The organism is Sphingobacterium sp. BIGb0116 (assembly GCF_024808035.1).
GTDB lineage: Bacteria > Bacteroidota > Bacteroidia > Sphingobacteriales > Sphingobacteriaceae > Sphingobacterium > Sphingobacterium paramultivorum.
Window position 1 is genome coordinate 58,177 of sequence record NZ_JANUDT010000002.1, and the last position, 13,708, is coordinate 71,884.

The following is a 13,708-nucleotide window of genomic DNA, read 5'->3' on the forward strand; positions in this document are numbered from 1 at the left end:
TTTTTTGATTGGCAGCTCAATTATTGATATTTGGTTTGAGAGATTCTAGCGGGGTAAAATAGCTTTGAGAGGCCAGAATAAGCGCTGATAGAATCTAAACCTGTAATCCAGCGCATCCACGGCAAATCAGTGGGCGATGGATTCAAATTTTCAAATTTATGGCAAATCAAGAAGTAAATGGAAAAGTAGTTTTGATCGCAGGTGGTGCGAAAAACTTAGGGGGGCTGTTGAGCCGGGATTTTGCGGCAAAAGGAGCAAAGCTTGTCATTCACTACAATAGTGAGAGCACAAGAGCCGAGGCAGAAAAAACATTGTCGGATGTACAGGCGTTTGGTGCCGAGGGACTGCTTGTCCAGGGCGACCTTACACAGCTATCAAATATAAAAGCGCTATTTGACAAAGCCGAAGAAAAGTTCGGTAAGGTTGATATCGCAATCAATACAGTCGGTAAAGTACTGAAAAAACCGTTTGTAGAGACGTCAGAGCTTGAGTACGACAGCATGAGTGATATTAATTCGAAGGTCGCTTATTTTTTTATTCTCGAAGCCGGCAAGCGGATAAATGATAACGGCAAAATCTGTACTGTCGTTACGTCTTTATTAGCAGCCTATACAGGCCTTTATTCGACATATGCGGGAATGAAAGCCCCTGTAGAACATTTTACAAGGGCTGCGTCTAAGGAATTCGGACCGCGTGGAATTTCAGTTACGGCGGTAGCTCCTGGTCCGATGGATACACCTTTCTTCTACGGACAGGAATCTGAAGATGCTGTAGCCTATCACAAGTCGGCGTCTGCACTGGGTGGACTTACCGATATTAAGGACATTGCACCACTGATTGAGTTTCTGGTAACTGATGGCTGGTGGATAACCGGACAGACTATTTTCGCCAATGGCGGGTATACCACAAGATAAAATATGTAGGCAAAAGGCAGTCAAAGCTGACTGTCTTTTGATACACAGATAACAGCGCATGATAACATAGCACAGCTTCCAATCCGATTTGGGTTCCAAACAGGATCAGCTTATGATCTCAGACAAGTGAAGATGAACTGCAGGAGGTTTTAGTGCTGATAACTGTATAAACGCTTATCAAGACGATGATGAATAGTAAGGACCTAGAAATAGGGCTACAGGATTTTGGGATTTGTACACTCGCCGAATTCCAACAAACCGAAAGTGATATAGCAAGTGATACTTATTACATCATAAAAATAGATGAACCGATCGTCATTGCTGTAAATAGGGAGTTTTATACGCTGGATAGCGGACAGCTACTATTTGTAGGGCCGAGAAAGCGAATCAAATTCATGAACGATGCGCCAATAGGGGGCTATGTGCTATCATTTACCGCAGCGTTTTATCTGAGATCGAAATCCGACGTGAAGATTCTCAACTCCATATTGTTCTATGGCATTCAGAATGCCATACAGATTGAGGGTAAAATGGGAAATCAGGTCTATTTTGATACGGCTATTATTGAACGCATAAAAATGGCGCGGGTACAGGGACCGGAAATATTGGATCTGGTCGCTCATCACTGTGTCGAGTCAATTTTGCTTGAAGGGCATTACAGGCTCTCTCTTCAGGGGATCCTATCAAAGCTGTGCAGTTCATCGGAACAAATCGTGTTTAACAGCTTTAACATTTTGGTATACAAGTATTATCGTGAAAGTACCTCAGTCAGTTTTTATGCCAATAAATTAAAACTTACAAGCAGAAGGCTTTCCGAGCTCTGCGCAGCGAATAGCGGGAAATCTGCAAAAGCATTCATTTCTGGAATTGTAGTCGGGGAGGCTATCCGCTTGATCAGGCATTCGAATTTATCCATTTCGCAGATTTCTTTCGAAATAGGTTTTAGTAATGTCGCAAATTTCAGAAGTTTCATCAAGAAACATACCGGCAAACAACCCCATCTGCACCGTAACGAAAGAGATAAATAATTTTGGATAACGTATATCATTTGCGGTCTAAGGGCTGGGATGAGTATAAACCAGACAGACCGGTGAGGGTAGGCAACCGCAAACCCTAAGCGGCATTTCGCAAAGACTATTTTTTCAATGACGCAGCCCCCGGGCTGCGTTATTTGTTATGAAGCAATATCCACTGCTTCATAAAAGGCTCTCGCAAAGCGTGACTTTGCTTTTTCAAATCGTGATTCAAATCAAGTATTTATTTCAATAAATTGATATTTGTCTACTAATTTTATTAGTATGTTAATCGCTTTTAGTATATTTGTTTAGTCAACGAAACGTTTCCCCGGATGCAATATCACGCGCAAAGCATTAGGAATGTACATAGCGCAAGGGTGAGGGGCACGAATAAAATAGATACAATGCACGCAAAGTTTATTCAGCTTATCAAACAACACAGCAAGTTATCGGAGCCAGAAATTGATCTGTGTAAGAACTATATGGAGCCAGTGCGCTATGCCAAACATCAGATCATCGAAGAGGAGGGAAAGGTACCGGCTTACCTCTATTTCGTTGTGTCGGGCTTTGTACGTCTGTTCCATTACAACGATAAAGGCGACGAACTGACGACACATATCAACTGTCCCCCTGGATTTATATGCTCTTACCAGAATTTTAGCAATCAGACGCGTTCCGAAGAAAACCTGGAAAGCATCACCGACTGCGAACTGCTGCGTATCACCAAAGCAAACCTCGATATGCTAACTGCACAATCGTCTGCATTTAAAGATTTTAGTATGTATGTGTTTCAGCAGGCCTTAAGCTACAATGAGAAGAGATCGAAAGAGCTAGCCACGCTTACGGCCGAAAAACGCTACCTCAAGCTCATGGCCGAACAGCCAGATCTGCTGCACAACGTACCCATGCAATATATCGCATCCTTCCTCGGCATGAACCCCAAAAGTTTGAGCCGTATCCGCAAACAGATTATTAGGTAACATTTGTGAACTGGTTTTAAATGGGCGAAGCAGAACTTTGTGCTATCATTTAAAATCAGACACATGACAACAAAAAAATTGGTACTGGTATCGGGCGCAAATGGGCACCTGGGCAACAACTTGGTGAGACTATTACTTTCACGGGGTTTTCAGGTACGCGCTTCTGTGCGAAATCTCGACAATAGCGCTGCACTACAAGATTTGCCCTGCGAGCTTGTGGCGGCAGATATCACCGATAAGGCTTCTTTTATACGGGCGTTGCGGGGAGTGGATACCTTCTATGCCGTGGGCGCAGCTTTTAAACTATGGGCCCGGGATCCGCAAAAGGAAATCTACGACGTGAATATGCAGGGGACCCGCAATACCATCGAAGCCGCGGCGGCGGCAGGCGTCAAAAAAATCATCTATGTAAGTTCCATCGCTGCACTGGATTATACGCATACCCCCACACGGGAGAGCAATGGCTATAACCCCGACCGGAGGGATGCCTATTACAATTCCAAAAACGATGGCGAAAAGTTAGCCTTTCAGCTAGCACGTGAATTGGGGATCGAACTCGTGTCGGTCATGCCCGGTGCCATGATCGGCAGCGAAGCCGCTCTGCCCCTCAATGTATCGTACGATGTGCTACGCCTTATTCTGACCAGGCAGATTCCTGTCGATACGGGGATATCCCTCAATTGGGTAGACGTCAAAGATGTCGCCGAGGGCTGCTACCTTGCCGCCCTACACGGAAAACCGGGAGAACGCTATATCCTCGCCAATGAAAAGTGCATGAGTATTAGTGATACGACCCGGCTGGCACAAAAGCTATATCCACAACTTCAGCTCAAGATTCCGGCAGCTGTTCCCAAAATAGTACTTTATACGATTGCCGGCCTGATGCAATTTGCGGCACGGCTGCAAGGGAAAGCTCCGGTGATCACCACCAAAGATATTGCGATGTTTTCGGGGCTGCAACAGGATTTTAACATCAGCAAAGCGCGCACGGAACTCGGCTTTAATCCAAAAAGCAGCGAGGAAGCCGTACGTGAGGCATTGGCCTACCTGATGGAACACCAGGAATTACTTTAGTGCAGATCTTGAAAGTTGAATCCCACACGGATCGCTTTCAGGCCAACTAGTCCCTGCAGATCTTCCACCTCAAACTGCTCGATATTATCGTCTAGTAATCCTTTGTGCTGTAGTAGGTTGATGTATCCAAGATATTCTGTTTCTTCATGTACATTGGAGTAGACAATAACCAGTTTGCCTTTTTGTGTGATGCGCTCCGTCGAGCCCTTGATCTTGGCTTTATCAATGCGTTTCTTGGCAATCTCGTAGCGCACATTGTAGGAGCCGTCGATATCGAACTGCTTCTCGTCCATGCGAAAGCGGATGGAAATGGGGGTGGCAAAGACCAGCACCAATGAGGTCACCTCCAGCTGATGCGGAAGGGCGGGCTGGAGCTGCCTAAACTCGCGTTCCATCGCACACATCACCTGCAGCTGCCATAGCCGTAAATTGCGTAGGTAGTAGAGCTCAAAATTCCGACCGGGAGCGATGGAGGCCCCGATATACATGTTGTGCTCGATACCATCTGTCTTGTAGCGCTCGTAATAATGAGGAAAGTATTCTTGGGCTTCTACCTGCTTTTCGTCGAGGATGGCCACCAGCTTTTTGTTGATCAGCGTGATAGAGTTGTCATAATCCTGTCGGGCCTCGTAAAAACCGCCGATAGAGAGGTTGATCCGCTCAAAATAGCGGTCGATGGCTTCGGTGGCGACGCTATTTTTGTTGTTTTTCCTGAAATTCTCCAAAATAGGGTGAATATCCTGGTTAAAATAATCGAGCATAAGCTGTTCCGTATCCGTCAGCAGCGCTTGCTGCAGCGTCGTCAGGTTTCTTTCCAGGTCGAAGACCTTCTGCTCAAAGAGCGGTAATCGCTGCGTTTGGTTGACTGCTGTGAACAATGCGATCAGTTCCTTGCTCTGATTGATCAGGTCCTGACGGATGGCCTGATTGCGGGATTCTGAGGAGCCCTGTACGTCGATCTGCCCATAGAGCGGATAAACATGGTCAAAGACGATTTCCTGCAGGGCATAGTCTTTTCCAAAGGCGCGGTCGTTGAGGAAATGCATGGCTTCTTCCTGAAACCGCCATTTAACACTCGGGTGTATAGCGGTATATTCCTTTTGGATCACCGCTTCGATCTGATTTTCAGTTTCGGCAAAGGCTTTCGATACTTTATCTTTGATAAAGGGCAAGATGAAGTTGAGCTTGTTGGCATTGACCGAATTGAGTTCCCGCACCTTGGATGAGGACATTTCCAGTAGACCCAGCACTTTGTCGCCTTCGACCAGGGGAACAAAAATAAAGCTCTTCACCTTTTGCTGCTTGAGCTTGTTGATAAAATAGGCCTGCTTTGGATCATCCAGTGGCAGCTTGTCAATATCCGGTACAACAAAATATTCGTCCTTGGTGAGCAGGTTTTCCAAGGTCTCGCTGCAGAGCATGTTTTCACATTCCTCGATCGTCGAGTCGTAAAGCAGATGACTGTACAGCTGTTTTTCGACAATCCGTAAGTTGTACTCGTTCCTGACCTTTTCAAAGGAGGTCAATCCGATGCGCAGATCATTTATTTTATAAATCGACCTGAAAATGCTTTCTATTTCTGCCAGCTGGACAGCGCTTTTTTCGCGCAACAGATTGCTCTTGAAGCTGGATACCGCATTTTCAATGGTCGCATCAAAAAGCGTCATAATGGAAAAGCCTTTCAGGATCCAGCTCTGCTCAGGGAATTTGGACTTCCATAGGGCAATATCCGAAAAGTTGTCGACCAGTTCGGTAATATCTTCAGCCGTAAGATCGAGCGCCCGTTCTGTCGGAAGGACATCGATAAAATCGGCATTGAATAGGACGCGGTAATGATGGATGATATTATCCTTGTCTGGAATATCCAAAAAGAGGGGGGCATCCATGGCATCCACTTTAAAGCCATAATACTGGCTGATGATAACGCAGCAATTGAGAATATAATAGGTATCGGGCGAGATATCACGAAGGCTAAATTCATAGTGATCGCCGGCATCCGCTAATATTTTTTCCAGTCTTGCGGTATGGTTGAACGTATAGAGATGGAAGGGAATGGTAACGGCCTTGATCTCATTATGTGTCAGTGAGCTCGGGAACAGGTCGGCCAGCAGCACCTTGATAATAGGCTCATAGCGCAGCAGGTCTTCTGCTTTTTCGACCCCATCGATAAGTTCGGGGTATTTGCTGATTTCTTCCAGCAGCGATCGGGCATAGCTGGCCTGAAAGCCAACCGGCGATAGGGCCGCTGCTTCAAAGGATGGTATAATCTTATGAAAAGCGATCAGGGTTTTAAACGGACTGGAATCAAAGGCGAAGTTAAATTGCATAATGGTTGTTCCCGACTAAATTAGATTATTGCTGGAAGATGTACAAAAATATAAAATAATCGGCGAAAAGAAAACCCAAAGCGGACGGATAAAAACAGTTCAATGACATTGACGCCATTGAACTGTTCTGCTTTGCCGATACCGTCTTTGCTGCTGTTGGTCGGGTTGTTGCCACCAGCAATGGTGGTCACTACACCCTAACTATTGACAACCCGGATACTATAATAATGGTTGTTGTAGTCGTTATCACAGACGACAATATACTGGTCTGACCACAGGGCTATACCCATCGGATTGCCAAATAATGCGGCATTGCCCTGGCCATCCTTGGCGGGTTTATGGTTGTTATTATTGGCTCCGGCAAGCAGGTAAAAGCAAAACTGCACAAATTTGTTGTTGGACGGCGACGCTAGCTATTCGGTAAGCCAAGTCCGTGTGATGTTAGTACGTTTGAAACGAATTTGAATTGTGGAGTTTTAGCATATTTGTGAGCAGTGTATCCTTCAGTTCAGCTAATCTGTCCTGGCCGCTACTATCGTTTGCAAGGATGATAATAGCGGTATTCTTTTCGGGGTATAGGTAGCATAGTACAGTGAAGCCACAACCGTCGCGCCCCGTGTGCATAAGGTAGGAGATACCATTCGTATTCAATAACTCTGCAAATGAAATTAAGATTTCTGGACTGTTCGTTATCAGGGAAATAGAATATACAAACTGAGAATGCTACTGACCGGAATGCTTATATTGTCGTAACCGTCTTTGCTACATGCTTCGGCTATGGTCACGACGAGAGCCAGGGTACATATCATGGTGATTTCGCTCATGTGCAGGCTTGGCTCTTGCATATAGTGTCCAATTAAAACCACGGTAATCAAAGCGCATACAAAGAACACTGCGGACCCTAGTAGTGTTTTTCGCGCACCAAATAGGCGGTAAGAACCATAAGGCCATTTTTTGCCAGATAATGCTGCCATCGGATCACATATTGCCAAGGTGAGCAAAGGCAAATAATAAAAAATAGACCCTTTGTCCAACAATATCTGTGCGAGAAAGCAAAGATAGACTGCCGCAGGATAGGCCAGGCTACCGACAGATTTTCGGTCGATTGCATGGATAGAATTCAATAAATCGAACTTGATGGACAGCAATAAAATCAAAGTGAACAATCCGCATAGGATGAAAACAGACCAGTGGCTGCTAATCAAAATCGGGAATGACATGCAGATTATCCCCGTACCGACATGGACGAGTTTTCGGGTAAACTCTGCTTTGACCTTAAACTTTTGATACAATAGTTCAGCAAGTCCGAATAGCAGCAAGAAAAGGGTGCCTAATAGGAGCATACTCTCTAAATCGTTTTTCATAATCTTGTTTTTAAAGATAAATTAGTCCGTACATGGCTCCGCTGAATATAAAGCTGTCAAATCGATCCAGTATTCCGCCATGCCCTGGAATGAGGGGGGCGTAATCTTTAATTTGACAGCTTCGTTTGTACCACGAAGCCAATAGATCGCCCAGCAATGCGGAAAAGCAAATAAAAAGGGCGGTCTTTAAAGTTTGCGTGATGGACAGGTCGATGGATGGAAAGAGGAAAAGGCTGGTGCCAGTGGCAATGACCAAAGCGCCAATTAGACCCTCAACAGTTTTATTGGGACTAACCGAGGGAATAAGTTTTCTTTTGCCGAATAATTGACCGCAGAGCTGGCTGAATCCATCAAAAATCACCACCATAAAATAGATAAAACAAACCTTTTCTGTCGATGCCCTGTGCCCGAAGTTTATAAACGCAGCGATAAGAGCGACGTAAAGGACCACTACGGGACATAAGAATAGCAGTGGTCGTTCTGAATATAGGTGGGCCTTGACAATTTCGTAAAAACCGACTATTCCAATGCAAATAGCCAAAAGTCTGACATAGTCCATATAAATGGAAAAAAAGACAAGGATCAAAATCAGGAAGTAAAAACCCAGTTTTAACCAGCGTTCTCTGGCTTGCGCAACTTGACTATTCTTATTGAGATAGCCTGTGACCAATGCCCCGATGCAAAAAAATAACAACACTATATTCGCCATCAATACATACATAATCAAGCTTTTTTTTGTAATTGGATAAGGAATATACTTTTCAGATTGGATTGCAACTTCGGGAGAATAATCACGAGGACCAATTCTTCCAGATAGGCCAAATAACTTACGGTTAGCATCAGGTGGAAATAAAAGCTGTTAAAACCGAATACAAAATAGCTAAAGATAAATATGCCCTGGAGATAGCCCGTTAATTTATAGGACCATAAATGGAAGCTGGGAAAGCGTTTAAATCGGATAAGAGCATAGATCTGGGGAACAATCCATAGGGCAATAAGTAGGATAAATTCGACTTTATAGGCCATTACAAATCCTTTTTCCAATGTTATCATGCCGATGAATGCCATGAGGTATGTTCCGATATCTGCGATCGAATCTATTTTGGCGCCAAATTCCGTCTGAAGGTTAAATAGCCTGGCGATTAATCCATCGAGGATATCGCTAATCAGGTTGATGGACAGCAATAGGATAAAGAGATCCCTGTCTGCTGTTAAAAGGGCATAGCTGATAAAGGGTAATGCCAGTATACGGTAGGCGGAAAGTGCATTAGGCACATTCCATCTGTTTTCTTTTTTAGTTTCCATTTTATAGTGATTTTCTTCTGCCTAATTTTTGATGTGCCTGTGTAAAATGACCTGCCGAAAGGGCCGCGGCAATAGATAATTCTCCGGCGAGTGCAAGGGCTGCAGCTATTTCGGCATATTTTATGGCCTTCCCTTCGCCATAACAGTCCATCATTTCCAGGCACTCTCTTTGGGTCGGAAGTGCTGTTCCACCACCGATAGTGCCGACAATAAGATTGGGTAAAGTCACGGCTGCATAGAGTGATCCGTCTTTATTCTGCTCCATTCGCGTGATACCCGTTGCCGCTTCGGCGACGCAGGCGACATCCTGACCTGTTGCCAAAAACAAAGCGGCCAATCCATTGGCATAATGCCCCTGTGCACCTATAGCTCCACTTTGGATAACACCCATGGTGGACGTACGCCAATAGCGATCCATCAGCTCGGCTGAAGTTTTAAGGACTTCGGACACGATGTTGGCCGGTAATGTTATTTCAGCTGTTACCTTTTTACCCCTGACATGATTGAATGCTGCGGCGGTCGCTTTTTTGTCTCCCGAGCTGTTTCCCTCTATAAACCAGTGATTGGGCTTAATAGGACAAGAGTCAATCATAAACCGGCAGATGGCCTCTGTGCAGATGGTAACCATATTCTGGCCAGCCGCATCGGCAGTGAAATATTCAAAGGATATGGTTAAATGGTTGCCTTCAATCTGTATGCGGGTATCGGTTAACTTAGCAAATCTGCTTGTGCGTTTGACGATTTCCTGAAAGTTTTCTTTTTCTGCGAGGAACCAGGAAACAAAAAGACTTAAATCCTTGATGTTCTCAAATTTGAATACAGGACTTCTCTGAACCCCTTCTTGCAGACAGATCGATGTAATGCCGCCGGCGAGCAAACAGGCTTTAGATCCGCGGTGATAGGATGCAACCAATGCACCTTCAGTTGTGGCAAGTGGAATATGGTAATTTCCGTTGGCTGAAGTGCCATGAACTTTAAGGGGGCCGATGACGCCTGTAGGGATTTGACTCATACCGATGAAGTTTTCAATGTTGCCCTGGAAGAGTGATGGCGCTAGGCGGGTGTTTGTCAAGATCGGCAATTGGCTTGCGAATTCCTCTTGTTTATTTAATACGGTTTTCATAGTTGGCTTTTAATAAAATAAATGTGTATTGTCTTTCAAAGTTATTGTGATAATCGCAGTTAAAATTGTGAGAAACAATAATATAAATTTTTATTTTTGTGATTATCGCAAAAAATAATTGGCTTATGTATCAGGAAAAGTTGATTCAGGAAATACAGCGAAAAATTGATCCCTCGAAATCTCTTATTGAGGTGATTGCTGACGCGCTTGATATTAGTTATGATGCGGCGCACCGCAGAATTTCAATGAAGAGTAAATTTTCAATAGGAGAGACGGTGCAGCTTGCAAATCGCTTTTCACTTTCTTTGGATAAGCTATTTCAGCAAAGTGATCACATCTTAGTAAAAAAAACAGCGGAAATCCAGTCCTTTAATGATCTGTCAAATTATCTGGAGCATTCGTTTAAATCGTTAACGGAGTTTGAACCCAATCTTCAGACTTACCTGTATTACTCGGCAAAGGATATTCCGATCTTTTATACCATCAATACAGGGCTTTTGTCCATATTCAAAAAATATGTATGGCTCAATTTATTGAGTCCAGACGGTTTGGAGTTGTCTTTCGAATCTTTTTTGTCGAAAACACCCATCGATAGTAGGGGGCAGAAGCTTTATGATTATTATTCGTCCATCCGGGTGAAAGAGATCTGGAATGATACCACAATTAACAGTACACTCCAGCAGATCATCTATTTTTCCCAGGCCGGCTTACTGACCGCCGAAAACGGAAAGATGCTCTGTGAGCAGCTTAAAGAACTGCTGTTTTCACTGGAGAAAAGTTGTATGCCAAACAATGACCAATACCAGCTCTACTACCATGAGCTATTGATTTTAAACAATAACGTCCTAGTTGGAAATAACGGCAGAAAGTCATTATTCGTTCCGCATACGATGCTGGGCTATTTCATTACCAATGATAAAGACAGCTGCCGACACGCTTTCAATTTCTATCAGCATCAGCTCAAAAATTCCAGGTTGTTAAATACGGCCGGAACACGGGACAAGAAAATGTTTTTTAACAAAGTTTACCAAAAGATTGATCGCTATAAAGCACAGGTAAGTGCGGATAATGAAATGTAAGAAGAGAGAGCGATTGGTACATCGTTAAGGTTGAATTGGATAATCGGAACAAGAGTGATGATCGGATTGGGTGTTATTTCGAAGAATGGAGTGTCCCCTTTTGTTTTTCTTGGTCGTTAAGTCGTAAAATAGTTAAAACGAATGAAGACCATTTTACACATTACATCAAGTGCAAGAGCAGACAGCTCCTATAGCACAAATTTGGGCAAAGAAATTATCGATCGTATCAGAAAAAAATACGGCTCAATCTCCGTGATCACATGGGATCTGGTTGATACACCTCCGCCTTTGTATACCCATGAGATGGTTCAGGGATTTTATACTCCAGTAGATACGCCAGATTATTGTTCGATTAAGTCATTGGCCTATGCGAATGATTTAATTGAGCGAATTAATGCGGCAGACATGCTCGTCATCAGTACGCCAATGCATAATTTCGGCATTTCTGCTCACCTTAAAGCATGGATCGATCAACTGGTTCGTTTTGGTGTTACCTACACGTATGATGGCACCGGTAATCGTGTTGGACTTATCGCGGACAAAGATGTCTATTTGGCTATTGCTTCCGGTGGAATGCAAAGTTCATCGCCGGTACAAGACTACATAGCGGATTATCTAGCTGCTGTATTCCGAACCTATGTTGGGATAACGAAAATCCAGATGTATCGGATAGAAGGTACGGTCTTCCCTAATTTTTCACCCGATTACAACGCGATATTGGCTGACTTTCCCCACTAGGGTCAACACAAGGGAATAAAGCTGATACCTAAACCGTTGTTTTAAGCCCAGATCTCAAGACTTTTGCCTTGGGATCTGGTATCGATTATCACTGGAGTGCAAGGATTTGTTTTTGGTAAACATCCTGTTCAGTTAATGAAGAAGCTAAATTCAGCGCTTTAGTGTAGTTATCAATTGCTTCGGCTTGGTCAAGATCCCGATAGAGGTAGCCCAGTAATCCAAAATAATGGGACATTTTAATGAGATTAAGCTTTTTTGTTTCCTCGATACCTGCCTCTGTGCCATACACCTTGGCATAGGCAAATGCCCGGTTGAGGGCCGTCACGGGGGAGTATTCGATCAGAATCAACTGATTATAAAATTTTAAAATGTATTCCCATTTCGATTGGTTATCCACCACGGTGTGCCAATAAGCGATGGCTGCTTCGATATGGTATTTGGAGGTTTCCTGCGTATCGGTCGCCTGTACCATGTAGAAATTACCTTGATCGATCATATCGCTATCCCATTGTTGCACATCCTGTTGTTCAAAAAGTACGATTGCCCCATCCTTATCCATTCGGGCATCAAGCCGCGAGCTTTGGTAACACATTAACGCTATTAAAGCGTTGGTCTGTGGCAGGTTGGTTGTTTCATGTGCTGTCAACAGGAGAGCTAATCGTATGGCCTCCATGCATAGTTCTTTTCGAATGATGTGATTTTCATGTTGAGCATAATATCCTTCGTTGAAAAGAAGATATATCGTTTTCAATACTGCGGCTAGGCGAGCGCTTATTTGGCTATCGGATAATTCTTTTAGTTCAAATTTGCTATCCCTTAAGGCTGTTTTTGCTCTAAATATGCGCTTCTTTATGGTTTCTTTATTTGTGAGCAGCGCCTGGGCGACCTCTAGGATACTAAATCCGCATAAGATCTGCAATGCTAAACTAATCTGCCCCGCTATGGGTATTATCGGGTCACAGATGGCAAATAGCATCGCCAATTGGCTGTCGCTAATGGTACGTTGGTCTATGTCGTCTGGCAGCGTCTTTTCATTCAGTTCCTTTAAGATATTGTCTTTGACTTTAAGTTCAAAGACAGCCTTATGTTTAAAGTAATCTTTTACCTTGTTTTTGGCGACAGTGTAGAGCCAGGCCTGTGGGTTTGCTGGGATGCCGGTAACTGGCCAGACTTCCGAAGCTTTTAAAAATGTATCGCTGGCAATATCTTCCGCAAGCTGGATGTCGGACAATCCAAAATGACGGCATAATACAGCCGTCATTTTGGAATATAGGTCGCGAAACAGACCTGGTATCAACTCAGCTGTTGATGTAGGCTTTTCCAACGGAATTAGGATTTTAGGAGCTCACGCACTTCAATACTTCCGCCAATTTTAAATATTGGATTCTGTTTGGCAATTTCTACAGCTTCATCAATGTTTTCGGTCCGCACCACAATAAAGCCACTGACGTATTCCTTTAATTCGGTAAAGGGACCGTCGGTAACTACTTGATCAGCGGATATATGTCGTCCACTGTCGATCGTCGGTAAAAGTGTTTTTCCCTTATCCACCAATTTTTCCTGAGCAGCGATACTGGCCAGCCAGTTCATACGCTCCTGCATTTGTGCTGGAGAAGGCTTGAAATCAGCGTCGGCCTTTAGTCTGAAGATTAGCATAAATTCTTTCATCGTTTTTAAATTTTAGTATTTACCATCAAACGATCGAGCATTACAAAAGGGGACATCTGTGCTGATAATTGAAAAAATAACATTGGAAACAGTCCATTTTAAAACGCTGCGGTGTATGGC

At 43.8% G+C, this 13,708-nt stretch carries 15 protein-coding genes; 6 read left to right on the forward strand and 9 right to left on the reverse strand.

The window, feature by feature from the left end; genetic code table 11:
* Positions 1 to 158: 158 nt before the first annotated feature.
* The 4 genes from M2419_RS06570 (at position 159) to M2419_RS06585 (ending at position 3,984) form a co-directional block, all read left to right on the forward strand.
* Complete coding sequence (locus M2419_RS06570) at positions 159 to 914, forward strand: SDR family oxidoreductase (protein ID WP_153848195.1); 756 nt, start codon at positions 159 to 161, stop codon at positions 912 to 914.
* A 185-nt stretch (positions 915 to 1,099) separates the two neighbouring features.
* Positions 1,100 to 1,942, forward strand: a complete 843-nt coding sequence (locus M2419_RS06575; protein WP_159726369.1) for an AraC family transcriptional regulator — start codon at positions 1,100 to 1,102, stop codon at positions 1,940 to 1,942.
* A gap of 392 nt (positions 1,943 to 2,334) precedes the next feature.
* Positions 2,335 to 2,910 (forward strand): Crp/Fnr family transcriptional regulator, encoded by a 576-nt coding sequence (locus M2419_RS06580; RefSeq protein ID WP_153848193.1) that lies wholly within the window; start codon positions 2,335 to 2,337, stop codon positions 2,908 to 2,910.
* 63 nt (positions 2,911 to 2,973) lie between these two features.
* Positions 2,974 to 3,984 carry an NAD-dependent epimerase/dehydratase family protein gene (locus tag M2419_RS06585; RefSeq protein WP_259254588.1) on the forward strand — a complete coding sequence of 337 codons (1,011 nt, stop codon included), beginning with the start codon at positions 2,974 to 2,976 and terminating at the stop codon, positions 3,982 to 3,984.
* Here M2419_RS06585 and M2419_RS06590 read toward each other — a convergent pair.
* The 7 genes from M2419_RS06590 to M2419_RS06620 form a co-directional block, all read right to left on the reverse strand.
* A complete protein-coding gene (locus M2419_RS06590; RefSeq protein ID WP_153848191.1) occupies positions 3,981 to 6,311 on the reverse strand; it encodes a GAF domain-containing protein in 2,331 nt (776 codons plus the stop codon). The two genes, M2419_RS06585 and M2419_RS06590, sit on opposite strands and share 4 nt — an antisense overlap.
* A gap of 20 nt (positions 6,312 to 6,331) precedes the next feature.
* A complete protein-coding gene (locus M2419_RS06595; RefSeq protein WP_259254589.1) occupies positions 6,332 to 6,502 on the reverse strand; it encodes a hypothetical protein in 171 nt (56 codons plus the stop codon).
* A gap of 6 nt (positions 6,503 to 6,508) precedes the next feature.
* Positions 6,509 to 6,697: a hypothetical protein gene (locus M2419_RS06600; RefSeq protein WP_259254591.1), complete on the reverse strand. Its 189-nt coding sequence runs from the start codon at positions 6,695 to 6,697 to the stop codon at positions 6,509 to 6,511.
* Positions 6,698 to 7,003: 306 nt separating this feature from the next.
* Positions 7,004 to 7,675 carry a phosphatidate cytidylyltransferase gene (locus M2419_RS06605; protein ID WP_182331810.1) on the reverse strand — a complete coding sequence of 224 codons (672 nt, stop codon included), beginning with the start codon at positions 7,673 to 7,675 and terminating at the stop codon, positions 7,004 to 7,006.
* Between the two features lie 10 nt (positions 7,676 to 7,685).
* The gene (locus M2419_RS06610) at positions 7,686 to 8,396 is read right to left on the reverse strand and encodes a phosphatidate cytidylyltransferase (protein ID WP_182331812.1); all 711 of its coding nucleotides are present in this window, start codon (positions 8,394 to 8,396) and stop codon (positions 7,686 to 7,688) included.
* A 2-nt stretch (positions 8,397 to 8,398) separates the two neighbouring features.
* Positions 8,399 to 8,980: a CDP-alcohol phosphatidyltransferase family protein gene (locus tag M2419_RS06615; protein ID WP_182331814.1), complete on the reverse strand. Its 582-nt coding sequence runs from the start codon at positions 8,978 to 8,980 to the stop codon at positions 8,399 to 8,401.
* A 1-nt stretch (position 8,981) separates the two neighbouring features.
* Positions 8,982 to 10,103 carry a hydroxymethylglutaryl-CoA reductase gene (locus M2419_RS06620; protein ID WP_182331816.1) on the reverse strand — a complete coding sequence of 374 codons (1,122 nt, stop codon included), beginning with the start codon at positions 10,101 to 10,103 and terminating at the stop codon, positions 8,982 to 8,984.
* 125 nt (positions 10,104 to 10,228) lie between these two features.
* Here M2419_RS06620 and M2419_RS06625 point away from each other — a divergent pair, with 125 nt between their 5' ends.
* Both M2419_RS06625 and M2419_RS06630 read left to right on the forward strand, forming a co-directional pair.
* Positions 10,229 to 11,182, forward strand: coding sequence for a hypothetical protein (locus M2419_RS06625; RefSeq protein WP_259254592.1), 954 nt, complete (start codon positions 10,229 to 10,231; stop codon positions 11,180 to 11,182).
* A 141-nt stretch (positions 11,183 to 11,323) separates the two neighbouring features.
* Entirely contained in the window at positions 11,324 to 11,920 is a 597-nt protein-coding gene (locus M2419_RS06630; protein ID WP_259254593.1) for an FMN-dependent NADH-azoreductase, read from the forward strand.
* An 88-nt stretch (positions 11,921 to 12,008) separates the two neighbouring features.
* Here M2419_RS06630 and M2419_RS06635 read toward each other — a convergent pair whose 3' ends face one another.
* Both M2419_RS06635 and M2419_RS06640 read right to left on the reverse strand, forming a co-directional pair.
* Positions 12,009 to 13,244, reverse strand: a complete 1,236-nt coding sequence (locus tag M2419_RS06635; RefSeq protein ID WP_259254594.1) for an RNA polymerase sigma factor — start codon at positions 13,242 to 13,244, stop codon at positions 12,009 to 12,011.
* A 5-nt stretch (positions 13,245 to 13,249) separates the two neighbouring features.
* Entirely contained in the window at positions 13,250 to 13,588 is a 339-nt protein-coding gene (locus tag M2419_RS06640) for a YciI family protein (RefSeq protein ID WP_259254595.1), read from the reverse strand.
* Positions 13,589 to 13,708: the final 120 nt, after the last annotated feature.